General features: G+C 61.4%; 30 protein-coding genes, 1 pseudogene and 1 riboswitch. Of the genes and pseudogenes, 7 read left to right on the forward strand and 24 right to left on the reverse strand.

Going from position 1 to position 24,685, the window contains the following annotated elements:
- Position 1: 1 nt before the first annotated feature.
- The 5 genes from AB7783_RS02455 to AB7783_RS02475 form a co-directional block, all read right to left on the reverse strand.
- A complete protein-coding gene (locus tag AB7783_RS02455) occupies positions 2-592 on the reverse strand; it encodes a hypothetical protein (RefSeq protein WP_441276714.1) in 591 nt (196 codons plus the stop codon).
- Positions 593-708: 116 nt separating this feature from the next.
- Positions 709-1,314 (reverse strand): MSMEG_1061 family FMN-dependent PPOX-type flavoprotein, encoded by a 606-nt coding sequence (locus tag AB7783_RS02460; RefSeq protein ID WP_120289008.1) that lies wholly within the window; start codon positions 1,312-1,314, stop codon positions 709-711.
- Positions 1,315-1,456: 142 nt separating this feature from the next.
- Complete coding sequence (locus AB7783_RS02465; RefSeq protein WP_441276715.1) at positions 1,457-1,693, reverse strand: hypothetical protein; 237 nt, start codon at positions 1,691-1,693, stop codon at positions 1,457-1,459.
- A gap of 12 nt (positions 1,694-1,705) precedes the next feature.
- Positions 1,706-1,951, reverse strand: coding sequence for a DUF2188 domain-containing protein (locus AB7783_RS02470; protein WP_068732250.1), 246 nt, complete (start codon positions 1,949-1,951; stop codon positions 1,706-1,708).
- 146 nt (positions 1,952-2,097) lie between these two features.
- Positions 2,098-2,451 carry a hypothetical protein gene (locus AB7783_RS02475; protein ID WP_441276716.1) on the reverse strand — a complete coding sequence of 118 codons (354 nt, stop codon included), beginning with the start codon at positions 2,449-2,451 and terminating at the stop codon, positions 2,098-2,100.
- A gap of 255 nt (positions 2,452-2,706) precedes the next feature.
- Between AB7783_RS02475 and AB7783_RS02480 the strand changes: the two genes are divergently transcribed.
- Positions 2,707-3,771 carry an alpha/beta fold hydrolase gene (locus tag AB7783_RS02480; RefSeq protein ID WP_441279629.1) on the forward strand — a complete coding sequence of 355 codons (1,065 nt, stop codon included), beginning with the start codon at positions 2,707-2,709 and terminating at the stop codon, positions 3,769-3,771.
- A gap of 79 nt (positions 3,772-3,850) precedes the next feature.
- On the opposite strand, the gene AB7783_RS02485 is transcribed toward AB7783_RS02480, so the two are convergent.
- Entirely contained in the window at positions 3,851-4,447 is a 597-nt protein-coding gene (locus AB7783_RS02485; protein ID WP_441276717.1) for a collagen-like protein, read from the reverse strand.
- Between the two features lie 199 nt (positions 4,448-4,646).
- Here AB7783_RS02485 and AB7783_RS02490 point away from each other — a divergent pair, with 199 nt between their 5' ends.
- On the forward strand, positions 4,647-5,150 hold the full coding sequence (locus tag AB7783_RS02490) for a DUF2380 domain-containing protein (RefSeq protein WP_441276718.1): 504 nt from the start codon (positions 4,647-4,649) through the stop codon (positions 5,148-5,150).
- Between the two features lie 70 nt (positions 5,151-5,220).
- Here the strand turns inward: AB7783_RS02490 and AB7783_RS02495 are convergent, their stop codons facing one another.
- Positions 5,221-5,607: a RidA family protein gene (locus AB7783_RS02495; RefSeq protein WP_441276719.1), complete on the reverse strand. Its 387-nt coding sequence runs from the start codon at positions 5,605-5,607 to the stop codon at positions 5,221-5,223.
- Positions 5,608-5,745: 138 nt separating this feature from the next.
- Between AB7783_RS02495 and AB7783_RS02500 the strand changes: the two genes are divergently transcribed.
- Positions 5,746-6,096 carry a hypothetical protein gene (locus AB7783_RS02500; protein WP_441276720.1) on the forward strand — a complete coding sequence of 117 codons (351 nt, stop codon included), beginning with the start codon at positions 5,746-5,748 and terminating at the stop codon, positions 6,094-6,096.
- 9 nt (positions 6,097-6,105) lie between these two features.
- Here AB7783_RS02500 and AB7783_RS02505 read toward each other — a convergent pair whose 3' ends face one another.
- The 12 genes and pseudogenes from AB7783_RS02505 to AB7783_RS02560 all read right to left on the reverse strand — a co-directional run bounded on the left by AB7783_RS02505 (position 6,106) and on the right by AB7783_RS02560 (position 15,474).
- On the reverse strand, positions 6,106-6,327 hold the full coding sequence (locus tag AB7783_RS02505; RefSeq protein ID WP_089267375.1) for a helix-turn-helix domain-containing protein: 222 nt from the start codon (positions 6,325-6,327) through the stop codon (positions 6,106-6,108).
- A gap of 412 nt (positions 6,328-6,739) precedes the next feature.
- Entirely contained in the window at positions 6,740-7,183 is a 444-nt protein-coding gene (locus AB7783_RS02510) for a DUF6691 family protein (RefSeq protein ID WP_441276721.1), read from the reverse strand.
- A gap of 4 nt (positions 7,184-7,187) precedes the next feature.
- Positions 7,188-7,613 carry a YeeE/YedE family protein gene (locus AB7783_RS02515; protein WP_441276722.1) on the reverse strand — a complete coding sequence of 142 codons (426 nt, stop codon included), beginning with the start codon at positions 7,611-7,613 and terminating at the stop codon, positions 7,188-7,190.
- 30 nt (positions 7,614-7,643) lie between these two features.
- Positions 7,644-7,802: pseudogene (locus AB7783_RS02520) on the reverse strand (hypothetical protein); the annotation flags it as partial.
- Positions 7,803-8,053: 251 nt separating this feature from the next.
- Positions 8,054-8,947, reverse strand: a complete 894-nt coding sequence (locus AB7783_RS02525; RefSeq protein WP_441276723.1) for a HEPN domain-containing protein — start codon at positions 8,945-8,947, stop codon at positions 8,054-8,056.
- Positions 8,948-9,051: 104 nt separating this feature from the next.
- The gene (gene thiC / locus AB7783_RS02530; protein ID WP_441276724.1) at positions 9,052-10,980 is read right to left on the reverse strand and encodes a phosphomethylpyrimidine synthase ThiC; all 1,929 of its coding nucleotides are present in this window, start codon (positions 10,978-10,980) and stop codon (positions 9,052-9,054) included.
- 31 nt (positions 10,981-11,011) lie between these two features.
- Complete coding sequence (locus AB7783_RS02535) at positions 11,012-11,620, reverse strand: thiamine phosphate synthase (RefSeq protein WP_093760574.1); 609 nt, start codon at positions 11,618-11,620, stop codon at positions 11,012-11,014.
- The gene (locus AB7783_RS02540; RefSeq protein WP_089267370.1) at positions 11,607-12,389 is read right to left on the reverse strand and encodes a thiazole synthase; all 783 of its coding nucleotides are present in this window, start codon (positions 12,387-12,389) and stop codon (positions 11,607-11,609) included. Before AB7783_RS02540 ends, AB7783_RS02535 begins: the two co-directional genes overlap by 14 nt.
- A 186-nt stretch (positions 12,390-12,575) precedes the next feature.
- Complete coding sequence (gene thiS, locus AB7783_RS02545; RefSeq protein ID WP_068732274.1) at positions 12,576-12,773, reverse strand: sulfur carrier protein ThiS; 198 nt, start codon at positions 12,771-12,773, stop codon at positions 12,576-12,578.
- Complete coding sequence (locus AB7783_RS02550; protein WP_441276725.1) at positions 12,764-13,801, reverse strand: FAD-dependent oxidoreductase; 1,038 nt, start codon at positions 13,799-13,801, stop codon at positions 12,764-12,766. The genes thiS and AB7783_RS02550 overlap by 10 nt, the downstream gene beginning before the upstream one ends.
- A riboswitch (TPP riboswitch) is annotated at positions 13,789-13,933 on the reverse strand. It overlaps the preceding gene by 13 nt.
- Before the next feature lie 64 nt (positions 13,934-13,997).
- Positions 13,998-14,507, reverse strand: a complete 510-nt coding sequence (locus AB7783_RS02555) for a hypothetical protein (RefSeq protein WP_231077595.1) — start codon at positions 14,505-14,507, stop codon at positions 13,998-14,000.
- Between the two features lie 454 nt (positions 14,508-14,961).
- Positions 14,962-15,474 (reverse strand): transglycosylase SLT domain-containing protein, encoded by a 513-nt coding sequence (locus tag AB7783_RS02560; RefSeq protein ID WP_441276726.1) that lies wholly within the window; start codon positions 15,472-15,474, stop codon positions 14,962-14,964.
- A 219-nt stretch (positions 15,475-15,693) separates the two neighbouring features.
- On the opposite strand from AB7783_RS02560, the gene AB7783_RS02565 reads away from it, so the two are divergent.
- A complete protein-coding gene (locus tag AB7783_RS02565) occupies positions 15,694-17,181 on the forward strand; it encodes a hypothetical protein (RefSeq protein WP_441276727.1) in 1,488 nt (495 codons plus the stop codon).
- A 3-nt stretch (positions 17,182-17,184) separates the two neighbouring features.
- On the opposite strand, the gene AB7783_RS02570 is transcribed toward AB7783_RS02565, so the two are convergent.
- Positions 17,185-18,507 carry an ATP-binding protein gene (locus AB7783_RS02570; RefSeq protein WP_441276728.1) on the reverse strand — a complete coding sequence of 441 codons (1,323 nt, stop codon included), beginning with the start codon at positions 18,505-18,507 and terminating at the stop codon, positions 17,185-17,187.
- A gap of 10 nt (positions 18,508-18,517) precedes the next feature.
- Complete coding sequence (locus tag AB7783_RS02575) at positions 18,518-19,255, reverse strand: response regulator (protein WP_093760564.1); 738 nt, start codon at positions 19,253-19,255, stop codon at positions 18,518-18,520.
- 170 nt (positions 19,256-19,425) lie between these two features.
- On the opposite strand from AB7783_RS02575, the gene AB7783_RS02580 reads away from it, so the two are divergent.
- The 3 genes from AB7783_RS02580 (at position 19,426) to AB7783_RS02590 (ending at position 21,185) form a co-directional block, all read left to right on the forward strand.
- Entirely contained in the window at positions 19,426-20,019 is a 594-nt protein-coding gene (locus AB7783_RS02580) for a hypothetical protein (RefSeq protein WP_089267575.1), read from the forward strand.
- Positions 20,020-20,176: 157 nt separating this feature from the next.
- Entirely contained in the window at positions 20,177-20,554 is a 378-nt protein-coding gene (locus tag AB7783_RS02585; protein ID WP_120289287.1) for a PRC-barrel domain-containing protein, read from the forward strand.
- Positions 20,555-20,633: 79 nt separating this feature from the next.
- Positions 20,634-21,185 (forward strand): PRC-barrel domain-containing protein, encoded by a 552-nt coding sequence (locus AB7783_RS02590; RefSeq protein WP_441276729.1) that lies wholly within the window; start codon positions 20,634-20,636, stop codon positions 21,183-21,185.
- A gap of 106 nt (positions 21,186-21,291) precedes the next feature.
- Here the strand turns inward: AB7783_RS02590 and AB7783_RS02595 are convergent, their stop codons facing one another.
- The 3 genes from AB7783_RS02595 to AB7783_RS02605 all read right to left on the reverse strand — a co-directional run bounded on the left by AB7783_RS02595 (position 21,292) and on the right by AB7783_RS02605 (position 24,684).
- Positions 21,292-22,842: a DUF4403 family protein gene (locus AB7783_RS02595; protein ID WP_441276730.1), complete on the reverse strand. Its 1,551-nt coding sequence runs from the start codon at positions 22,840-22,842 to the stop codon at positions 21,292-21,294.
- A gap of 74 nt (positions 22,843-22,916) precedes the next feature.
- Complete coding sequence (locus AB7783_RS02600; protein WP_441276731.1) at positions 22,917-23,612, reverse strand: L,D-transpeptidase; 696 nt, start codon at positions 23,610-23,612, stop codon at positions 22,917-22,919.
- Between the two features lie 217 nt (positions 23,613-23,829).
- Entirely contained in the window at positions 23,830-24,684 is an 855-nt protein-coding gene (locus AB7783_RS02605; RefSeq protein ID WP_441276732.1) for an ABC transporter permease, read from the reverse strand.
- Between the last annotated feature and the right edge of the window lies 1 nt (position 24,685).

The raw sequence follows: 24,685 nt of genomic DNA on the forward strand, positions 1-24,685 counted from the left end.
CTCAATAGACGCCGGACAATGTCGTCCGCCCCTGTTCCGGCAGGGGCGGTTTCGGCATATCGCATTTGGAGAATGCCGCGCGGATCGCCGCAGTCGATCCATCTAGCGGATATTCTACGGCCGTTCGGCCCCCGTTGATCGACCTGATCCGGACGTACAACGTCTTCGCACCGGCAAGCTCGCTGACGAAGGTCGCGATCTCTGCCCTGTCTTCGATGACGATGATCTGGTTTCCCCGCACCACCCGCGAGCCGACGTCGTCGTGACCAGGTTTTCCATCGAAGCGATAGCCGAGCACCGTGTTGCGGTTGCTGCCGATCTTGAAATCGAAGGCGAAGCGGATCAGCGGCGCGCCATCGATGCATGTCAGCAGCAATGACGAGACGCGCGGGAAGTCCACATTGCTGTTAGAGGCTTCGGCGAAGACATAGGCGCTGGGCAATTCAGCGCCGGTGATGCGGTCGATCTGGTGCGGGATCAACCATTCGCCAGCATATGTTTCGTCCCGCTCCGTTACGAATGGATCACGCACGCAGCCGCCTAGGATGAGGCCCGCGACCGTCATCAACTGGATCAACGCAACGCCACGCACAACGCTCTCCCCAAGCGCCGTGACCATACAACCTTAAGTGATAATTTCAAATAGAGGTTGTGCGTGGATGGCCGCCGCTGCCGGAGCTCCTTTTGGATCCAGACGAGGCCGACGAGCTACAACTGCTGGCGATAGGCGACGTCGATCTGTTCCTGGGTCATCGGTTCACCGAGTTTGGTCTGGTCGTGAACCATTTCCGAGATGCTCGGCATCACCGAGCGCTTCACCTGCACCTCCGGCGACCACAGCTTCGAACGCATCAGCGCCTTGCCGCAATGAAAATAGGCTTCGGTCACGGTGATGCTCAACACTGCGCGCGGGAGCTTGCCGAACTCTTCCATCGACGCCATCAGTTCCGGGTCTTTAATCAGCCTGGCGACGCCGCTGACACGCAAGGTGTCGTCGATGCCCGGAACGAAGAAGATCAGCTGCACATGGCCGCTGCCCGCCATCAGATTCTGGAACGTATCGATGCGGTTGTTGCCGGGACGGTCCGGCATCTGCAATTCGGTCGGCGAGGCGACCCGCACGAAGCCGACGCCGCCACCGCGCGGCGATGCATCGACGGTGCCGTCGGGACCCGACGAAGCAAGCACGCAGAACGGCGACAGCGAGATGAACTTGCTGGAGTGCATATCGAGCGTCGGTCGCGCCTTGGCGATCACGCGCGGATGCGGCGTTGGATAAATGGTGCGGAGTTCGTCTGCTGCGACGTCGGTCACGTCTGCTCCCCCGATATGATTTGATAACGCAAAACTAGCATAGTGGCGCCTTGCGGAAAAGTCGCGCAGACAGCACCGCAACCGACGCCGGAGTCACCATGTGACTCCCTAACGAATCCTGCTTGCCGATTTGGCCCGTTCGCTATGAGCCTGTGGCGTCTTTGTGTGGCCCGGGCCAATTGATGACGCCGGCCCACCAACGCAACCGTGTGCGTGTCACGAGTGCAAGCGATGCGGCGATTTCAATGACGCCGCTGGCGATGATGAGTTCGCGTGCGAAGGGCACCCAGGCAGGCGTGATGAGCAACACATTCTCCGGCATGGCGAGATACGCAATGCCGGCGCCATTGGACGCGTTGACGTCAGTTGGATCATTCACCTGTCTTCGTGATCAGGCCTTGTCGATGATGTGGGTGTTGGGACGATCACTGCCCGAGGCCGTTTCCTCGTGCCACTGTCCTTTTTCGTCCTCATAGGCAATCACCTCGGTGCGTCCCGGCACCCTCTGCTCGGCAGCGGCGCGCTTGGCGGCTGCGGTGGCAAGTGCGTGCGTCGCATATGGCTCGGAGAAGACGGCGCCAACCTTATAGGCCCAACCGCCATCATGCTCGACGATTACATAGGTCACTTCCGTCATATCAATCTCTCTTTATCCTGTAGTGCCCGCGGCGAGGTGACGGCGGGGCCACTGACCTAACGCGCCGCGCGCAGAATTAGCCTCAAATTGGGCCCGATTGCCTGTGGATTGCAAGGCCGCACCCTGGCACCGTTTCGTGATCGTCATCACGCGGCGTCAGCCGGGACGAAACAGCTGATGATGATCTCGCCGCGATGGCGCACATACCAGACGACGGCTTCGCCGACGGGGTTGCCGCGATCGCGGATCACGGCGCGCCTCGGCACCTCCGTCCATATGCCTTCGATCGGCACCCAATAGGCGCCGTTGCGGACATCATATTCGGTGCGATGGCCGTCGGAGATATCGCAACACGGCACGCCATTAGGGCTGATGACGCTTTTGAACCAGTTCCGGATATCGTCGGGCACATCGCTGAACTGGCCGCGATCGATGGCGTGTGCTGATGCGGTCATCACGGTGAACACTGCAAGCAGCACCACTTGAATCAATCCCCGCATGCGAACCTCACATCGGTGTTGTATCACGCGCGGACGCCGGGTGCCGCACGGGACGACTCGGATTCTTGCGATGATTAAGCCTGAGCTATGGCGGCGACGCCTGCCCAAAGATTATACCCGGCGCGACGAGCTGGGGATCGCTGCGCTGCAGTATCGATCTGTTGGTCTGCTGGCCCACGGTACCATGCTAGCATCTGTGTCAAGCGGCCCGATCAAATGGCTGCACCGGGGAGGATGACGATGCCCAGCCGTTCTATGCGCGCGTTGTGCGCTGCTGCCGTTGTGACATGTGCTTCGCTTGCTGCCGTGACCGCGTTCGCCGCTGATTATCCGGCGCCAAAGCAGGGCGACTGGATAGCGAAGGATTTCAAGTTTCATACCGGCCATGTGATGCCGGAGTTGAAGCTGCATTACACGACGGTGGGTGAGCCGAGCGGCCAGCCGGTGCTGGTGCTGCATGGCACCGGCGGTTCGGCGCGGAGCATGTTGACGCCCGCTTTTGCGGGCGAATTATTCGGCGCGGGCCAGCCGCTCGATGCCACGAAATACTACATCATCATTCCCGATGCGCTCGGCCACGGCAAATCGTCGAAGCCCTCTGATGGGATGAAGACCGCATTTCCGAAGTACAATTACGACGACATGATCGATGCCCAGCATCGGCTGCTGATCGAAGGGCTCGGCATCAAGCATGTGCGGATGGTGATCGGAAATTCCATGGGCGGCATGCATGCGTGGATCTGGGGCACGAAATATCCTGATATGATGGATACCTTGGTGCCGATGGCGTCGCAACCGACCGAGATGAGCGCGCGAAACTGGATGATGCGGCGCATGATGATCGAGACCGTGCGCGCCGATCCGGATTACAAGGGCGGCAACTACACATCGCAGCCTGGCATGATCAAATTTGCCAGTGTGATGTATGGCATCGCAACAGCCGGCGGCACGCTGGCCTATCAGATGCTGGCGCCGACCGGCGAGGCCGCCGACAAGAATGTCGATGACCGGCTCAAGGCGCCGTTTGTCGCCGATGCAAATGATTTCATCTATCAGTGGGAATCGTCGCGCGACTACAATCCATCAGCAGGTCTGGAGAAGATCACATCCGTCGTGCTCGCGATCAACGCTGCCGATGACGAGCGCAATCCGCCGGAGACCGGGTTGATGGATGCCGCGCTGAAGCGGATCAAACATGCGAAGATGCTGCTGATCCCGGCGAGCACCGAGACCCGTGGTCATCTCACGACAGGCGGTGCGAAATTCTATAAGCAACAGCTTCAGGAGCTGCTGCAGACCGCACCGCAGCGGACCATGTAAAAAGTAAAGGCGACGGGCCGGCATTGCGGCGCGTCGCCTGATCTGTTGTCACGCGTCCGTATCGAACGACGCAGCAGTGCTAGTCGTCCTTGTTCTTCTTGCGCTTCTTCTTTTTCTTGCCGTCGTCGGTTTCGTCAGACTCGTCCGCGATGGCGGCTTCGGCCTCGATCATCGCGGCGACACGTTCAACGGCTTCCTGCTGCTCGCGCAGCAGCGCCTCTTCGCGCTCCTGGGCTTCGCGCAGGCGCATCTGGCGGTGGTCTTCCCAGGCGTCGAACACCATGTGCAGCCACGGCATGATCTGCTCGAGGCTCGGCAGCGTGCCGGGAGGACCCTGCTCGCCGCGCGGCCCGGCTTCACCCTGCACACCGGGTTTGCCCTGAAGGCCCTGTTCACCCCGTGGTCCCTGCGGCCCGGCCTTGCCCTGCGGTCCGATCGGACCAGGCTTGCCGTCGGCGCCAGCCTTACCGTTGACGCCAGCCTTACCCTGAGGGCCTGCTTCGCCGCGCTTGCCCTGCGGCCCCGGCTTGCCATTGGCGCCGGCCTTGCCGGCCAGGCCCGGCTTGCCCTGCGCGCCGTCCGGCCCCGGCCGTCCGGGATGGCCCTGCGGTCCGGGAAGTCCCGGTTCGCCGCGGGGGCCGCGTAATCCGGTCTGGCTGATCGTTTCTTTTGCCACGCCTCACACTCCGTATTGATTCTGTCCGGCCGCTTTTAACAGGGGATGGATGACGGCTTCAATTCGCCCCTGCTGCCATGCCACCACAGACATTGCCGGTTGCGCTTCACCACATGCGGACTAGCATCGGCTGTCGCTTGACCTGCCGGCACCCGCGCCAGGTTGGCGTGGCGGCGAACAAAAGATCAGGGAGGAGAACATGCGGAGAGGGCAGGTTCTGTGGTTGCTGTGCGGCGCTGTGGCGCTGCTGGGAGCACCTGCGCCGGCCACGGCTGCCGGACAGCTGGCTGTCGCGGTGGCCGATTTCGACTATAGCGACACCTCCGGCGAGGAGGCCGACCAATCCGAGCAGCATCGCGACCGCATGACCATCTTCGCTGCACTGCTGCGCGACGGGCTGGCGCAGCGCGACTACCGCGTGGTGCGCCCGGCCTGTCCGCAGCCTGCCTGCACTGCCGTCAGCATGGCGCCCGACGATCTCGTCGCCGCAGCGCGCCGCGACGGTGCGCGTTACCTGGTCTATGGCGGCATCCGCAAGATGAGTACGCTGGTGCAATGGGGCGAGGTGCAGTTGTTCGATGTCGAGCGCGAGCAGCTGGTGATGCGTCGCGCCGTCACCTTCCGCGGCGATACCGACACAGCGTTCCGCCGCGCCGCCGATTTCGTCAGCGAGACGGTGAAGGATGCGATGGCCGGCCGATGAGCGTCGTCAGAACGTGCAGGATCGCGTTCAATGCGCCGCTAGACGCGCCGCGCAGCCTGCGGGTTATCGATCACGCATCCAGTAGCGAAGCCACACACTCGATCTCGATCAGCATTGCCGGATTGGGCAGCGCCTGAACCACGCAAGTGGTACGCGCCGGATACGGCGGCGGTCCGAAGGCTTCGGCATACAGAGCATTCATCGCAGCCACGTCGGACGCGCGCGTCAGCAGAACGTTGACCTTGACGAGGTGCGAGATGTCGGTGCCTGCATCCTTCAGCACCCGTTTGATCGTGCGCACCACAAATCCGAACTGCGCCTCGAAGTGTTCCGGTAATTGGCCATCAGCGTCGAAGCCGGGAATGCCGGAGACGAATAGGAGATCGCCGACCCGCGCCGCATAGGACAGCGGCGGCGCCTTGATTCCGGGAGGGGGCGGGAAGTGCTGGATGGGCATGATCAGGCCTCGCGCTCATGTGTGACGGGCCAGCGTAGCAGGTCTACGCAAGGGGCGCCCGCGAATTGCCGGGCCCTGTCGAACCCGAACGGGATCCGCGGCGACTTACGCTCTCATCAGGGCAACGGGCGACGACATATGAAATCATATCTGGCGCTGCTGACCTTGTTGGCCCTCACGAGCGCAACGCATGCCGGCGAGATACGCCTAGGGGCGTCCATGCAGGTAAAACCGGATTCGATCTGGTTCGGGGATCGCGCGAAGCTGGCGCGATGGCAGGCACTGAAGAAAGCCGGCGATTCAAAAGCTCTGGCGTCGTATCAGGATGGCCTGCTGCAGGCGCGCAAGGCATGGCAATTCACCAGGCGGCTCACTGTCAGAATTCGCGGCTTTGGGCCGAAGGCGCATCTCGTCGATGTCGAGATGCAGACCGAAGGCCGGCTGCAGGGCTCCACATGGGTGCTGGATACCAGCGCGCTCCAGCAATAGCGCCATCAGCTAGCCGTGCGCCGGCACGTCGGCCCCATCCGCTGAATACTGTTTGATCTTGTTACGCATGGTGCGGACGGAGACGCCAAGCACGCGGGCGGCGTGGGTGCGATTGCCGTCGCAGCGCGCCAGCGTCTGCAGCATCAGTTCGCGTTCGACCTCATGGACAGTCGCGCCGATCAGCATCGTCACGACCTCGCTGGGATCTGACGAGGGCGCAAACATGTCCATTTCAGCCGGCGAATCTTCACGCGGGCGGCGAAGGGACTCGTAAAGGGATTCCTGGATCATGGGTATCTCCCGATCAACGCCTGCTTCGTTGCGCGAAGCAACAACATCGAGAACGAACAGCCCCCAGCCGTTGCGTTGCGGCAGGTTGGGCGCGATTGGTTAATGAAAGGTTAATCCATGGGTACCATTGGGTGTACCCCCGGGATTTTGCAACAAAGAAAGTCGCTTTGTCTGCCCTTGGCGCCTTGGAACCCGGCATGTCGATAAGCGCACAGGGCGCGCGTGCCTTGCGATGTCAGTGAGGATAGGGGAGTGGTGCGAGCACAGCCAGTGATCGCCGATTATGCCGCCATGCCGCGGGTACTGCATTGGTCGCTTTCAAGGTTACGATTGGTTCAGGCCGTTACCCAATCTACGCTTTCTCGATCTGTCGCATGAGCGTGCGATGTGTGCCCCATGCATCGTGACCGAGCATGCCCACCGCCATTGCGACGACGAACACAATCACCGGAAGGCCTAGCCCCGCGAGGTTGACCAGCGCGGGGCCAGGACAGAGCCCCACGAGGCCCCAGCCGATCCCAAACAGCGTGGTCCCGATAACGAGCGGTGTGTCGACGTCCCTGCGTGTCGGCCACAGGTTCTTTGCGGCAAGGACAGGTGTGCCGCGCCGCCGCGCCAGTGCGAAGCCAAGACCGGTGACCGCGACTGCGCCGGCCATCACGAAAGCCAGCGTCGCGTCCCAAGCCCCGAAGATATCGAGGAAGCCGAGTACTTTCCCGGTGTCCGTCATGCCCGAGATCAGGAGGCCGATGCCGAACACGAGACCGCAAGCAAAGCCGACGAAAACAAGTAGCATTGCATCAGCCTCCGATACCGTGACGCACGATGGCGACCGTGGCGATCGCTGCGGCCATGAAGATCGCTGTGGCGACGATTGAACGTGCTGACAGGCGTGCGATACCGCATACGCCATGGCCGGATGTGCAGCCGCCGCCCATGCGGCTGCCGAAACCGACCAGAAGCCCAGCGATAACGATGACGATCAGGCTCGCCGGCATCGCTGGTGCTGGCAATGGTGTGCCCGAAACCGAAGCGAGCAGGGGCGCTGCCAGAAGTCCGGCGACGAAGGCGATGCGCCAGCCGCGATCGCCGGCACCGGGTTGGAGTAGCCCACCGAAAATGCCGCTGATCCCGGCGATGCGTCCGGTCAGCAGCATCAGCATGGAGGCAGCGATCCCGATCAGCGCGCCGCCGACGATTCCAGAGAGAGGCGTAAGGTGATGCATGGTTCTGGCCTCCACCGATCGTGTTTTTATTCAGCGATGGACGTTACCACACTGCTGCGGAGATCTTGTAGAGCCCGTAGCGATCTGTTCCGTGCCGGTCGGGCCGGATTTGGGCGCCCAACTGAAGTAGCGCACCCGCGAGTCCAGCGCGCGTTTCGAAAGACTGTTGATGCAGCCGACATAGGAGTTGAGCTTTTCGGTGGCGGTGGAGGATTGCGGAGGCGGGCGCGGTGTTTGCCGAGGTCAAAAACATTTCCGCACCGGCAGCAACAACGAATGTGCGAAAAGAAATCATCGATTAGGCCTCCAACGCCGAGCAGTGGCAGGCTTCATGATGGCGGCGAAGATAGGGGGGCTGCGCAGCCAGAGTGGACCGCGCATGGCGCTATGCCGCTGTTATTGCGTTGGACGCGGTGGAGGTGCGTATGGGTTCATTGATGTTAGCCTTCCTGGGCTAAGCCATCGTCCCAATGGCTTGTGACGACAAAGCATATACGGCGAGCTGCTTCATTTGCGGACAGAGCCTGGGCCTGAGTGGACGCATCTCCTTCATATCTGACGCCTGCTGGGCAATTCGCGTCGGACACATCTTTTTGGGTGAAGGTGATCGAGCCAAGCCTTGCTGCTTGTTTAGTAAGCTTGTTTAGGTCGTGAGTGAACGGCGGATTTTCTCCGAATTTCCTGATGAAAGCTTTTGTTGCCTTTTCCGTGGCTTGAAGAGAATGCCAACGTGAGAGGCCAAAATTCCCTTCGATAGCTTGAGTTGCGCTCAGCTTTAGATCGCCAGCGAACACCTCCACGAGTTTCTTCTCTCTGCTATGCCAGTAGTTTGCTTGCTCGAAGGCCGTAATGCAGGTACGAAATATCTCGTCCAGACTAGGCTCAGATAGGCACGTTCTGGTGTGGTCTGTTAGGTCAACGATCCAATCCGCGATATTGGAGCGAGCTGCATTTCTAGATATCTTGTTTAGTTGATCGTTCGTTGGGCGCGGGCTGCGATCGATAAAGATTTGGGCGGCTCCAAAAACCAGAGGCAAGCGAACTAGGTATAAATCTTCTAAGATCGCAATGGGGATATACCCAATCGAGAAGTCGATCTTCAAGCGATCGCCGTAACGAGCATCATACCAATCTTTGATGTGGCCAGACAGGCTTGGCCCACTGTAGACGCCCGCTATAGGTTGACCGACCATCGGTAGGTTCAGTTCCAGCTTTTGGCAGACCCGCGTCCATCCTATGATTTGGCGCGCATGAATCGGAACATTATCGCTTTTCAGGCCGCGATCGATTTCTTCCATCAGTTCTTCAAACTGGGGTTTGTCCAAAATCTCCATGGCGAGCTCTCATACCTAGCGAAAATGGCCGAGCAATATGCCCGGCCATTACCTATTTCGTGATCGATTTGGTCAAGTCGCTATGATGTAGAGACCGAATTTGTTTACAGCGCCTTATTACTGTCCTTCACCGCCTGCGCCTGGACATAGACCTGCTCGCCCATGTCCTTGAACTTCTGGCTCATGCTGGCCATGCCGTCCTCGATCACGCCACTCATGGACATGCCCATCGACGCTGTGCCGCCGAGGTTCAGTGCGGCCTTCTCGTTGTCGCCGAGGGTTGCTGCATAGTCGCGCACGTCCTGCGTGATCTTCATCGAGCAGAACTTCGGTCCGCACATGGAGCAGAAATGCGCGACCTTGTGGGCGTCCTTCGGCAGCGTTTCGTCGTGATAGGCGACGGCGGTTTCCGGGTCCAAGCCGAGATTGAACTGGTCCTGCCAGCGGAAATCGAAACGGGCGCGTGACAGCGCATCGTCGCGCAGCTGCGCGGCGGGGTGGCCCTTGGCGAGATCGGAGGCATGCGCGGAGATCTTGTAGGTGATGACGCCGACCTTGACGTCGTCGCGGTTGGGCAGGCCGAGATGCTCCTTCGGCGTGACGTAGCAAAGCATCGAACAGCCGAACCAGCCGATCATGGCGGCGCCGATGCCCGAGGTGATGTGATCGTAGCCCGGTGCGATGTCGGTGGTCAGCGGCCCCAGGGTGTAGAACGGCGCTTCGCCGCATTCCTTGAGCTGCTTGTCCATGTTGATCTTGATCTTGTGCAGCGGCACATGGCCGGGGCCTTCGATCATCACCTGGCAGCCCTTCGCCCATGCCACCTTGGTGAGCTCACCAAGCGTCTCCAGTTCGGCGAATTGCGCGCGGTCATTGGCATCGGCGATCGAGCCGGGGCGCAGACCGTCGCCGAGCGAGAACGACACGTCATATTTGCGCATGATGTCGCAGATTTCCTCGAAGTGGGTGTAGAGGAAGCTCTCCTTGTGATGCGCCAGGCACCACTTGGCCATGATCGAGCCGCCGCGCGAGACGATGCCGGTGACGCGGTTGGCGGTGAGATGGATGTAGGCCAGGCGCACGCCGGCATGGATGGTGAAGTAATCGACGCCCTGTTCGCACTGCTCGATCAGCGTGTCCTTGTAGAGCTCCCAAGTCAGCTTGACCGGATCGCCGTCGCACTTCTCCAGCGCCTGATAGATCGGCACGGTGCCGATCGGGATCGGCGCATTGCGCAGGATCCATTCACGGGTGGTGTGGATGTTGCGGCCCGTCGAGAGGTCCATCACGGTGTCGGCACCCCAGCGGATTGCCCACACCATCTTGTCGACTTCTTCTTCCACTGACGACGTCACGGCGGAGTTGCCGATATTGGCATTGATCTTGGTGAGGAAGTTGCGGCCGATGATCATCGGCTCCAACTCGGCGTGGTTGATGTTGCAGGGGATGATGGCGCGGCCGCGCGCGATTTCCGAACGCACGAATTCCGGCGTGACGAACAGCGGCACTTCGGCGCCGAAACTCTCACCATCGGCGCGCGCGGCCTCGGCGCGCTCGAGCTGGACCTTGCGGCCGAGGTTCTCGCGCTCGGCGACGTAGATCATTTCCTTGGTGATGATGCCGGCGCGGGCGAACTCATATTGCGTGATCATGTGATCGTCGACGCCGCGCAGCGGCTTGTGATAGGCCTTGAACGACTTCGCAGCATGGGCTGCGCCGACATTGCCGTTATCTTCCGGCTTGATCTCGCGGCCCTGATATTCCTCGACGCCGCCGCGTTCCTTGACCCAATCGAGACGCGCGCGGGACAACCCGTTGTTGACGTCGATCAGCACGTCCGGATCGGTATAGGGACCCGACGTGTCATAGACCGGCAGGTTCGGCTCGCCGGCGCCTTCGGAGAGGATGATCTCGCGCAGCGGCACGCGCAGGTCGGGGGCGCTCTCCGGGATCGCGTAGATCTTGCGCGACGAGGGCAGGTTGCCGGTGGTGACGGCGGGCAGGGTGGTGTCGGGATTGGAGCGGATGTTCATGGACTAATCCTCCGTTGTCGTTCTTGAAATGTCAGGCGGCTTTGGCGGATGCGCCAAGCCATTGATGGACGCGGGCGTCCGGGTCTGCGTGTTGCGTTACGTCGCTGACGACGGCGATGGAATCCGCGCCGGCGGCAAAGATCTCTGCGGCCTGTTCGAACTTGATGCCGCCGATCGCCACCAGTGGCAGGGTGCCGATGCGCTTCTTCCAGACCGAGATTTTCGGAATGCCCTGCGGCGCGAAGCGCATGGATTTCAGCGTGGTGAAGAAGATCGGCCCGAGCGCGACGTAATCCGGCTTCGCGCGTAATGCGGTTTCAAGTTCGTCCTCGTCATGGGTCGAGAGACCCAGCGTGATGCCGGCCTTGCGGATCGCGGCCACGTCGGCCTCGGCAAGGTCTTCCTGGCCGAGATGCAGATGCTGCGCCTTGAGGTCGATGGCGACGCGCCAGTAGTCGTTGACCACCAGCTTGGTCTTGGTGCCGTTGGTGACATCGAGCGCCTCGCGAAACAGCGTCGTCGCCGCTGCGTCGTCGAGATCCTTGGCGCGAAGCTGCACGGTGCCGACGCCCAGCTGCGTGAGGCGTTTCACCCAGGCTACGGTGTCGACGACGGGATAGAAACGGTCAGGATACGGCATGCCAGAACGGTGTCCCGATGACTGGAGTGGAAGGAGAAGCGAAGTCGCGCGCGCCCATCAGGCCGGCCTCGAAGCCGGTGCGGCCGGCCTCGACGGCGAGGCGGAAGGCATTGGCCATGGCGACGGGATCGGCCGCCTTGGCGACGGCGGTGTTGAGCAGCACGGCGTCATAGCCGAGTTCGAGCGCTTCGGCGGCATGCGATGGCGCGCCGAGGCCGGCATCAACCACCAGCGTGATATCGGGCAGGCGGTCGCGCATCAGTTTCAGCGCGTCGGCATTAATGATGCCGCGTGCCGAGCCGATCGGCGCGGCCCATGGCATCACCACCTTGCAGCCGGCATCCACCAGACGCATCGCGACGCTCAAGTCCTCGGTGCAATAGGGGAACACCTCGAAGCCGTCCTTGATCAGGATATCGGCCGCTTCGACGAGGCCGACCACATCGGGCTGCAGCGTGTCGTTGTCGGCGATCACTTCGAGCTTGATCCAGGAGGTGCCGAACAATTCGCGCGCGAGCTTCGCCGTAGTCACCGCTTCGCGCACGCTGCGGCAGCCCGCGGTGTTCGGCAGCACGGTGACGTCGAGTTCTCTAATCAGCGACCAGAACGCATCGCCTGTCTTGCCGCCGGCGGATTCACGCCGCAGCGACACGGTGACGATGCCGGCGCCGGAGGCGCGGATCGCGTCTTGCATGATCGCGGGTGACGGATAGAGCGCCGATCCGATCAGCAGGCGTGACTTAAACTCTTTGCCGTAGAAATTCACCATGAACTCGCTCCATGGTTTGCGTGCTCCCTCCCCTCTTGCGGGGGAGGGTTGGGGAGGGGGGTAGAGCCAGGCGAGAGCGTCGCGGTAAGAGTCCCTTTGTGGACCCCCGCCCCCGACACCTCCCCGCAAGGGGGAGGGGAGCACAGCGGCCTTTGCGAATTGATCACGTCAAGGAGGTGCACGTTCTCACCCTCCCTGCCGTGGCGTGATGATCTCGATCTCGTCGCCTGCCTTGAGTGGCGTCTGCGCCCATGCGCTGCGTGGCACCACGTCGAAATTCAGCGCAATGGCACAGTGCGTGCCTTCGTAGTCCAGTTCCTGCAGCAGCGCGCCGACATGCGACGCCTCGATCTCGCGGTGCTCGCCATTGACGATCACTTGCATTGCATCACCTCATTGTCGATCTCGCCCCGCTTGATATAGTTGAGCGTCAGCTCCGCCAGCGCAGGCGCCAGCAGAAAGCCGTGGCGATAGAGGCCGTTCACCGCGATCGTGTTCTTGTCGATCGCGATGCGCGGCAGGTTGTCGGGAAAAGCCGGACGCAAACCCGAGCCGAATTCGAGAATGCGCGCTTCGGCAAAGGCGGGATGCACTGCATAGGCAGCGCCGAGCAGTTCGAGTGCGGAGCGCACGCTGACGCCGGTATCCTCGCCCTCGATGGAAGTCGCGCCGAGCATGAAGCGGTTGTCCGCGCGAGGGATCACGTAAAGCGGCCAGCGCGGATGCATCAGGCGGATCGGGCGCGACAGCTGTACTTCATCTGTCTCGACGATGATGATTTCGCCCTTGACGCCGCGCAGCTTCGGCGTGCTGGCATCATCACGTGCCGCAAGCCCGCGGCAATCGATCACCAGACCGTCGAGATCTTTCGGCTGCTGCTCGCTGTTGTATTTGATGATGCCGCCGGCGGCGCTAATCCGGGCGTGGAGTTGCGGCAGCACGCGGCGCGGCTCCACATGGCCTTCGCCGGGATAGAACAGCCCGTCGCGAAACCGGCCTTCGAGCGACGGCTCGATCTCGGCGACGCCTGCTGCATCGAGCCGCGTATGGCCGGAAGTCATCTTGGCGAAGCGTTCGAAATCGGCGCGGTCGCGCGCATGCGCCACGACCAGCGAGCCATTGAACGGTGTGTCGGGGAGTTCCTCGCGCCACAGATCGAGTGCACGTAGGCCCAGGCGGGAGACCACAGGCTCGGAGACTTCGGCTTCGCACCAAGGCGCCAGCATGCCGCCGGCCCAATGGCTGGTGGCGTCGCGCATGCTGGGATCGCTGCGCTCATGCAGCGTCACGGCGTGGCCGGCCTTGGCCAGCATCAACGCCTGCCAAGCGCCGGCAATGCCAGCGCCAATCACTGATATCGATTTACCCGCCACGGGAGAGTCCCCGCGCGGAGATTGCGTAGCCTGAAACATCCCTGTCCCTTCGCCGGCATGACCCGGATCAGGTTCAAAGGGTCACCGCGGTCTCGCGCGTCTCTTCCGGAACAGGAAAAGTGCAAGCTTGCGGTATCTCAGCTCCTCGTCGGAGCCCCCCTCGGAACGACTCTAATGTAAACCTATGGATGGGCGTGTCAACGCGGCCCCGTCTCGTCGTGAGTGCGGGACTTGCCTATCGCGGTTCGCCAGTTGTTATCCAGGCTGGCATATCAGGGGAAAGATCGCGATTTTCCCGAAAAATTCTGATTTTTCGCTCCTGCTCGGACAGAAAAATTAGTCTGGCTTCGCGGCCGATTTCTCGATGATAGGAACCCGTCTGAACGCCGTAGAACAAGAAAAGAGAGAACAGAAAAACACTAAAGCCGACCAAAGATCGATTTTTCACGTCGATACCGAATAGGTAAATATTGAGGCCACCGACGAGCGTGAGGACTGCCGGAATGATCGTCCCGACCGCGGGAGAGCGGCTGACGCCAGTCAGGTATCCTGCGACAAAGGCAACTAGCGAAATCGGCAGCGCAAATCCGATTCCAACAGGCAGGTTGGCTCGCAGTTTTGTTGAGTAGGGCAGTAAGGAGTTCTGCAGAGAGAAGACGAACGCAAAGAGAGCGCCCGCTAGTGCACCGAAAATGAGAGGCTGCGAAATGACCGCAAAGAACGAGCTGGTGCCAAATTCAAGCATCAGATTGCGTTTTCGAACCGCTTAGACTTGGACCACGGCATGTTTGCTGTTGGTGGGCCCATGTTGATGGGACAAAGACCTTGAGCAAAGCAGTCGCTCAGCTGCTTCTTTCTTGCGACATCGAATTTTTCCGAGAACGATGCTGCACAAATTTCTTGGCAAAGTTGTTTCGCGTCCTTCTGGAGCGGGCCTTTTGCCGGTCCGGGCTCGGTCGCGAATGACGGGGTGACAACCATTAAACAAAGGGCAAAGGCCAACCGACCATACATAGAATCATCTCCCGAATTTCGAAGATGCTTGCTTTTAATATCCGTACAAAATCAACTTAAAGTAGCATTTTAGCTTGAATAACGCCAGCGAAAAGCAGTGATATCTTCACGTTACCAATGCTTATATGCGTGAACGCAGTGATCGGTGCATGTGTTGGCCGACCCCGATTTCAATGCGGCGGGACTTACGGCTTCAAAGCTTGGGCGTTGGCATTGGCCGCGTTTTGCAGGTGCAGGTGCAGGCGTTCGGCATCCTTGGCGAAGAGTGGCTGATGCGGCGGCGCGGAAACCTCGCGGCGCTGGCGCTTGGCGGCATAGTAGTAGCCGCCGGCATAGTAGGACACCGCGCGGTTGTGATTTCCGTTCGCGGCACGGTAGGCGCCGGCGAGATATTTCACCGCGTAAGTGAGATTGGTGTTGGGATCGCGAAGGCCTTCGGCGGTGCCGGTGTAGCCAACGCCGCGCGCGGTCGCGAGCTTGATCTGCATCAGGCCGATGGTGCCGCCGCGGCCGATCAGATTGGGGTGATACTTGCTTTCGCGCACGATCACACGATGCACCAGCGCCTCGGGCACGCCATTGGCCTGGGCATGGGTGGCAACCATGGCGTCGTAGTCGGCACGCTGCTGCGCGGATGCCAGTTGCGGAAGAGCGGCAACAGCCAGAAGCGTCGCCAGGGACAGAGAAATGCGTTTCATGAATGGTCTCGAAAACTTCGTTCCTCCGCCAGTAGCGGAGGCAGTCTTTCAGACGGCCTAAACCATCCGATTCAATTATCCGAGATGAGGGCTCGAATTGCGTCTTTCTGTAGGCCTGATTCGCGAGTTCCGCCCGATATTTACCCCAAATTATGCCCTGTCGTGATTTGCTGCGGTATTCCAGCGCTTTTCTTGCGACTTTCCAGGGGCATGCCGAGCATGACGATGTCCGCCACCCATCCCGTCGTAACGCGCAAAACGATGCACGGGCTGCTCCCGCTCTGGGCGGGGATTGCGGTCTATACGCTGTGGCTCGCGGCGGGCAACGCCCTCCTGAGAGATCCGGATGCGTATTGGCAGATCGCAGTCGGGCAGTGGATTCTCGATCACCATGCGGTGCCGACGACCGATATCTACTCGTTCACGATGTACGGCCAGCCATGGATCTCGACCCAGTGGCTGTCTCAGGTCCTCTACGCGGTCGCCTATGCCGGCGCTGGCTGGACCGGCGTGGTGGTGCTTGCTGTCGCTGCGCTGGCCGTGACAATGGCGTTGTTGGCGCGCTTTCTCGATAAGCGCCTGCCGGCCACGGTGACGATCATTTTCGTCGCGACGGCTCTTGCGCTGATGGCGGGGCATGTTGTTGCGCGGCCGCATCTGCTGGCGATGCCGGTGATGGTGGCATGGGTCGCCGGCCTTGTGAATGCGATGGATCGCAGGAGTGTGCCATCCTTCTGGCTGCTGCCGCTGATGGCGCTTTGGGCCAACCTGCATGGCGGCTTCATTCTCGGATTGGCGCTGATCGGTCCGATCGGCATCGATGCGATCTGGCATGCACCGAAGACGATGCAGCGCGCGCTGCTGCTGCGCTGGGCGCTGTTCGGCATTGCCGCGTTGGCAGCAAGTTGCGTGACGCCTTATGGCTGGGACTCGCTGCTGGCGTCGCGTCGCATTCTCAATCTCGGTGAAGCGCTGGCGCTGATCGGCGAGTGGCGGCCTGCAAATTTCAATCATGCCGGGCCGCTGGAACTGACCGTGCTGGTGGCGTTCGCACTGGCGCTATGGCGCGGCATCACGCTGCCGCCGATGCGCATCGTGCTCGTGATCGGCTTCGTGTTCATGGCGCTCAGTCATGTACGCAACGCCGAAGTGCTGGCGCTGCTGGCGCCGATGGTCTTGGCGACGCCGCTTGGTCGACAAATCGGTGGACCTCAGATGCCAGAGGCCAATCATGTATCGCCGCAGCGCAGCTTGTTATTCGCGGGGATCGCGATCTGTCTAATCGCCGGGACATTCGTGTTGGCGTCCGTGCAGCGCTACATGCCGCGTGAGGCGGCTGCGCCCGCAAAGGCGGTGACTGAACTCCAGAAGCTCAATCTCAGTCGCGTGTTCAACGATTACGACTTCGGCGGCTATCTGATCGCGCGTGGGGTGCCGACCTTCATCGATGGCCGTACCGAATTGTTCGGGACGAAGCTGATGGTCGACCACAACAATGCCAGCGGTCTGATCGAGCCCGACAACCTGTTCCGGCTGCTGAAGGATTACGACATCGAGGCGACGTTGCTGCGAACCCAGAGCGCAGCAACCAAGCTGCTCGATCGCGTCGATGGTTGGGAGAAGGTCTATAGTGACGACATCGCCACGATCCATCTGCGCAAACCGGGTGCGGTCCACAGCGTCGCGCCTGCGGTGAAGGCGAACTGAGCGCTACGCTGCGGCTCTGTCCGTATCGCGTGCCGGCAGCGTGATGCGGACGATCAGGCCACGCGGCTGGCGATCCAGCAGTGTCAATTCGCCGCCATGGGCCAACGTTACGGCGCGGGCGATCGACAGGCCGAGGCCGAAGCCGGCAGCTTCATGATCCATGTTGCGGGCGTCGTCGCCGCGTACGAAAGGCTGCAGCATCGCGCTCTTTTGTGCGTCCGAAATGCCAGGGCCGTCATCGGCGACGTCGATGATGGCGCCGCCCTCGGACATCGTCAGAGAGATATTCGCTTCCGAGCCGAACTTCACGGCGTTCTCGACCAGGTTGGTCACTGCGCGATGCAGATCGTCGGGCCGGGCCATCGCCATCGCATGGGACGGGCCCTGATAGGTCACCATATGGCCGATGTCGGCAAACTGGTCGGCGATCAGCTGCAGGGTTGTGGCGATATCCGTCAGCGTCATCTCTTCCAGCCGACGGTCGTTGCGCAGGAATGACAGCACGGCTTCGAGCATCGATCGCATCTGATCGAGGTCACGCAGCATGTGGCGGCGATGGCCGTCGTCCTCGATGAATTCCGAACGGAGACGCAGCCGCGTGATCGGCGTACGCAAATCATGGCTGATGGCGGCGAGCATCTTGGTGCGGTCGTCAATCAGCGTGCCGATGCGCTCGCGCATCCGATTCAGCGCGCGTGCCACCGAGCGAATTTCTTCGGGGCCGCGCTCGGGCAGGGGCTCAGCCGAGCCGTTCAGGCTGAACTCTTCCGCTGCCTTGGCAAAGGCCGAAAGCGGCGCGGACAGCATGCGGGCCGCCCACAGGCCCAGCAGCGTCAGGCTGATCACCACGAACAGAAACGTCAGAACCCAAGGACCGCCCAGAAAGAAGCCTGGTCGTCGCTCCGGTAGACTACTGAAGGAGAACATGTCGCCGTCCGGGAGGGTGACCCCGATCCGGTCCGGCGCGCCACCGATCGTCAGCAGTCGCGCGTCGGAACCAAGCAGCCGGCGTAAGCTGTGACGCGGATAGTCGGGGCCATCGTCGGTCGTGATCGTTGCATCCCGAGGGACTGGCCGGATGTCGAATTTGGGAAAGGCGTTTTTCAAATTGACCAGAAGTTCCGGGCGATCGGCGATCGGTGTCGCCTTCAGCAAGCGAACGATCGCGATCAACTCGCCGTGGCCACGATCCCGCTCCTGATCATTCGGGTCCGGTCTCATCAGCGTGAACAGCAGCGAGAGAACGATGTGGATAGCCACGATCGACATCACCACCAGGGCGGTGATCTGGCCGCTGATCCGACGCAGATTGAGGACGCTGAACATCTCGATGAAACTAGTTGGTCGTCGCCGTTGCGACCGCTTCCACCGTCGGCGTAAACATGTAGCCGCCCGAACGCACCGTCTTGATCATTTGCGCGTCCTGCGGGTCGACCTCGATCTTGCGGCGGATGCGGCTGACCAGCACGTCGATGCTGCGTTCGAACGATCCGGCGCTGCGGCCTTGCGTGAGATCGAGCAGGCTGTCGCGCGACAGCACGCGGCCGGAGCGCTCGACAAAGGCACGCAGCAGATCGAATTCGGCCGAGGTCATGGCGACGCGCGCGCCTTCGGGATTGCGCAATTCGCGCAGGCGCAGGTCGATCTGCCAGCCGGCGAATGACAGCGCCGTGGCGTTCGGCGTGGCGCTGGCATTGAGCGCCGTGGCCTGTCGGCGCAGCACTGCATTGATGCGTGCCAGCAATTCGCGCGGATTGAAGGGCTTTGGCAGGTAGTCGTCGGCGCCCATTTCGAGGCCGAGAATGCGGTCCACGTCTTCGCCACGCGCCGTCAGCATGATGATCGGCAGTTGCGACTCGGCACGGACCTTGCGGCACAGGCTGAGGCCGTCTTCGCCGGGCAGCATCACGTCGAGGATCAGCAGGTCGACACGGGTGTCGGCCATCACCTTTTCCATCTCGCGCCCGTCGGCAGCGGTGGTGACGTTGCAGGAATTGGTACGCAGATACTTCGCGATCAGCGTACGGGTTTCGCGGTCGTCTTCTACGACCAGGATGTTCGGTACGTTTGCCATGCGAACTCTTTTGGCCGGGATCGGCGCGGGCTGCAGAAGTTTTTTGTTTCGGACTATTGCTAGTGGCTGAGGCGCAACAAACCGCAACATGTCAGCAAGGCGATAACAAGACCTCGTTAAGAAGGTTAACCGCAAGTTGCGAGCACTAAGCAAGCACCTTGGAGCAGATCATGACCTCTATCTCGGCTGCGTCCAGCAGTTCCTACCAATCCCCCCTTCAGAAACTGCAGCAGGAGCTGCAGGCCGAGCTTTCCTCCGGAAAGATCAGCAGCGGCGATCAGGATGCGCTGTCCTCTGCTTTAACCGATATCGACTCGTCGCTGCAGGCCGACCGTTCGAGCCAGAGCAGCGGCAGCCGGCCGTCGCCGGACGAGATGAAATCGAAGATCGACGATCTCATCAGTGCCCAGGTGTCCAGCGGCAAGCTGACCTCGGACCAGGCCACCGAATTGCAGGGCGTGTTCCAGTCGGCCTTCGCCGATGGCGGTCCGGGTGGAGCAGGCGGCGCTCGCGGTGCCGGTGGTCCACCTCCTGGCGGTGGACCCGGCGGCCCACCGCCGTCGGATAGCGCCGATAGTACCGACAGTACCGATGATACGGACAGTGCGACCAGTATCTCCGATATCATGAAGCAGTTCCTGGACTCGCTGAAGCAATCGCTGGAGGCCTCGTCTTCAAGCTCCTACAGCGCGAGCGGCACCAGCGCTACAGCATCTAGCAGCAAGGCGTCATTCACGGCCCTGCTGATCGACTACCAGACCTGATACGAAGACCGCGACGCTTACGACCAGGCTGACGCCACCATCTTTCCCGCAAGGGAAGGGTGGTGGTTTCTTTTGTGCAGGTCACTTTCGCGCTATTGCCGGAACAAGGAACACGTCCGGGCATTGTTACCCCTTCAATTGACTTATGGAGGCGACAATGACTCCCGACGTCATGACGAAGCCGCATAGCCTGATTGCGAGCGACCGGATCGAGGGAACGGCGGTACGACGTCCGAATGGCGAACGCATCGGTCATATCGAACGTCTGATGATCGACAAGATCAGCGGCAAAGTGTCCTACGCCATCCTCAGTTTCGGCGGCTTTCTCGGCCTCGGTTCGAACCTGCTGCCGCTACCTTGGGCGCGGCTGACCTTCAATCGCACGCTCGATGCGTATCAACTTGATATCAGCGAAGAAGAATTGCGCAGCGCGCCGTCATTCACCGAGAAACGCGAGTTCGACTGGGGCGACAGGTCGCAGGAAGAAGCGCTGCATCGCCACTACGGCGTCGCACCCTATTGGGGCGAATTCTAACGACCAATTTCGGTGGAACCGGAACAGTCATTGTACCTCCGCGTTGGTTTTGGACGACCCACAACGACAGGAGGAACATATGTTCAATAAATACATGACGGCTGGTATCGTTGGTTCGGCGTTGCTGGCAACCGCAGCTTTCGCGCAGAGCCCGAGCGCAACTACGACAACCACAGCCCCGGCAGCTGCGCCGGTCACCGCATCTGATACGACGTTCAATGGCAACTGGCGTACATCGAAGGTGGTCGGTCTGAGCGTATATAACGAAGCCAATGAGAGCCTCGGTTCGATCAACGATCTCTTGACCGACAAGCAGGGGAACATCAAGGCCGTGGTGATCGGCGTCGGTGGTTTCCTCGGTGTCGGCGAACGCCTGATCGCCGTGCCTTATGACAAGATCAAATTCGTGAACGAGCCGGTGGCAACAATGGCGTCTTCAACTGGCGGTTCGTCGGGCATGAAGTCGACCTCGCCCCCTAGCGGCATGACCACGGGTGCAGCCACCACGGGTGCAGCTCCCGCAGCCGCCGCGCCGGCCAAGGCGAATCCCTGGTACCCCGACCATGCCGTGCTAAGCGGTGCCAGCAAGGATCAATTGAAGGCGATGCCTGAGTTCAAGTATGCGATGTAAGGACTTTTTCGTCACGTTGTGACAACGCGAGCCAAGAACCAGTAGGCTGACGATAAGAGCGCGCCCGTTTTGCGGGTGCGCTCTTATCCGCGTCATCGCGTTAAATCTACAGCCCCGGCAACGCCGTCACATTCACATTGATGGCGCCATCGGCCTCCGCGATCACCCGCAGCGTTTTGGAGTCGAAGGCGATCCCGCCAAGGCGGAGGCTGCTGATCTCGGCGCCGACGCGGATGCCGTTTTCGTTCTTCTGGAAATCCGCGATGACGGCGGCGATCTTCTTTTGCGCATTCGAGGCAAAGGGCTTCAGATCGATGGTCGCACGTTCAGCCAGCGTCTTCTGTAGCAATGGCATGGCTGCACGAGCTGCCGCGCCGAGCAGGCCAAAGGCCGCTTCTGATTCAACGGCAAGTTCCAGATCGGTAAAGCGCAGCGTCTGTGCCGCTTGATCGAGCGCAGGCTTGCCCCAGACATGGACAGTTGCTTCGCCGCCAAGACCGAACCAGCTCTGCTTCTCCTTGGCATTCACCAGCAACGAGATGAGCAGGCGGTCGCCGGATGCCGAGACAGTTGCTTTCTTCACCGTCACTGCGACCGCGCCGGAATTGTCTTCCGGGAATGTCTTGCCGACGAGTTGCGCCTCGATGATCTTATTCAGTTCAGTGAAAGGCATGTCCACGGGCACACCGATGCTGAGTTTGCCGGGGCCGGGCGGCACGATGGCGAGTGTGGCGGGGAACGGACAATTTGGCTGCGTCTGTGTTGAGGTCACGCGTGTTTCGGCCTCGACGCCGAGTGTCAGCGTCAAATTGCTGGCATCGATGCGCGGCTGGGCGGCGACGGCACGCGTCGGCTTCAGTTCGATGAACAGGTTCTGCAATGCGCTCGCACCTTGCAGCGGGATCGACCGGCAGAGTTTGGCCCATTCGCGCCGGGCATTCTGTTCGAAAGCGGGATCGTTGCGCAGGCGCTGCTGCAGGGCGATGATCTGCTCGTTGACCGCATTGTCGATCATCGGCTTGACCTGCGCGGGCACATTGATGCGGGCACCGGCGACCGCGACGTTGGTATCGCCGAGTGTCACCTGAGCGGTCAGGTTCGGGTCGATCCGCCAATTCGGCGTCAGCCGCGGCTGTGCCGAGACCACCACATTGCCGCGGATTTCCGCATTGGCATTGACGTTCTTGATGTTGATGTTGCCAAGCTGCTTGGCAACATTGCCGCCGAGCAGGTTGCCGAGCGCGCCGCCCAGCGCATCGCGCACATTCGTCGAGATGGCGCCGGTGACATTGAGCGTGCCGGTCAGTGGGGCGGACATGGTCAGCGTGTCCTGCGCGCCGGTCGCCCCGATCGGACCGCGTGCGGCCGTCCACCTGATATCGGCATCTTGCAGCAGTTGTTGTACAGGATTGTCAGCCGTGCCGTTGAAGCTGCGCGGTGCGCCGCGATCGGCGGCATCGCGGATCGCGGTGAGTGCAATGGCGACCGGTGCGATGATGCTTGAACTGCGTGCGGGTGAGGGTGGCAGCGGCGGCAATGCGACCAGCACTGGCGCCGAGCCAGCGCCGCGCGGAGCCACATAGTCCATCACCTTGAGTGCGACCACGAAAAAGACGGCGACCAGCACCGCGCCGATGAGAATTGGTTTCAGACGCATGATGTCCCCGCTCGAAAACGCGGGGACATTACAATGCTGTGGTGACGCGCGCCAGTTAGGAGCCGCGCCTCAGATTAGCCACGCTTGCCGCTTGCGCTGTCTGCACGGCGATCCATCGGCAGCACAATCACCTTGGTGCCGACTGTAACGCGGGAATACAGATCCGACACGTCCTGATTGGTGAGGCGGATGCAGCCCGACGAGACCTGCGTGCCAATGGTCTCCGGCATATTGGTGCCGTGGATGCGATAGATGGTGCCGCCGAGATACATGGCGCGGGCGCCGAGCGGGTTACCGGGGCCGCCGGCCATGTGGCGCGGCAGATAGGGCTGGCGTGCGATCATTTCAGCCGGCGGGGTCCATGCCGGCCATTCGGCCTTGCGAGTCACGGTTTGTACACCGGACCATGTGAAACCATCGCGGCCGACGCCGATGCCGTAGCGGAGCGCCTGACCGTTGCCGAGCACGTAATACAGATAGGTGTTCGGCGTATCGACGATGATCGTGCCGGCGGCCTCGCGGGTCGGATAGTTGACGATCTGCCGCCTGAAGCGCGCGGGCTGTTCGATGGCAGAGCGCTCGTCATCCATCTGCGGCGACTGCACATAGGGCGCAGGCTCGCTCTGGACCGGCGGCGCCATGAAGAACGGAAACAGCGGCAGCGGCGCTGCGGCTGCCGGATGGGCAAAGGAGAATGCGCCGGCAAGGAGCGCGCCGATTGCAACGGCAGCACGGCGAATTTTTCGTTCGAAAGAAGCGAGGGTGATCATGGGAATCTCCGTTTGAGCGCCTGTGAATGAGCGCCCGTTCGGCGCCTCGTTGGCAGGAGATGTACCCAGCGGCCGTTTCAGGAGATTTGCGTCAATTCTGCAAAACGGTTTCGTCGCGGCGGGGAAATGTGTCGTCGCAGGGGATAGGAGCAACATTGTTGCAGAAGGAATGACCGCCGGCGCGCCGATTTGAATCAAGCGCGCCGGGTTTCGGTGGTCACTCGTTAACGGTGGTATCCGGGCGCCAGGTCAGCAGCCGGTTCTCGATCATGGTCAGGATCCATTCGGCCAGCAGCGCCACGATCGCGATAACGATCATCGCGGCGAACACGCCGTTGGAATCGAACGAGCCCTGTGCGGTCGCGATCAGCAGGCCCATGCCTTCGCGGGCGCCCAAAAACTCTCCGACGATGGCACCGACCAGCGCGAAGCCGAACGAGACATGCAGGCTGGCGAGAATCCAGGACAGCGCCGAGGGCAGCACCACGGCGCGGGTCATCTGCCAGTTACTGGCGCCGAGGATGCGCGCATTGGCGATCAGGTTCTTGTCGGCCTCGCGCACGCCCTGGAAGGCGTTGGCGAACACCACGAAGAACACCATCACGACGGCGAGTGCGATCTTCGATGCCGCACCGAGGCCGAGGGCCACGATGAAGATCGAGCCGAGCACGACGCGCGGGATCGAATTCGCGACCTTGATGTAGATCGAGAACACGTCTGACAGGAGTTGGTTACGGCCCAGCGCGATGCCGCACAGGATGCCCATGGCGGAGCCGATCAGGAAGCCGGCGCCGGCCTCGTAGATTGTCACCCAGATCTGCTTCCACAGCGGGCCGATGGAGGTGCCGTTCTCGGTCCAGTCGATCAGCTTGGTGACGATGCCCGTGGGCTGGCCGAAGAAGAACGGATCGATCACGCCGAGGCGGACGCCGAATTCCCAGCCGCCGATCAGGAATACGAGAACGGCAAGCCGCAGCGCCAGCACCAGGCGCTGATGGCGGCGCAGGCGCTGCACGGCGGTCTCGATGCGGCCGTCGGCGGCGAGGGGGGCGGTCACTGTTGTCTCGGTCATG

Source organism: Tardiphaga sp. 172_B4_N1_3 (assembly GCF_052076035.1).
Classification (GTDB): Bacteria; Pseudomonadota; Alphaproteobacteria; order Rhizobiales; family Xanthobacteraceae; genus Tardiphaga; species Tardiphaga robiniae.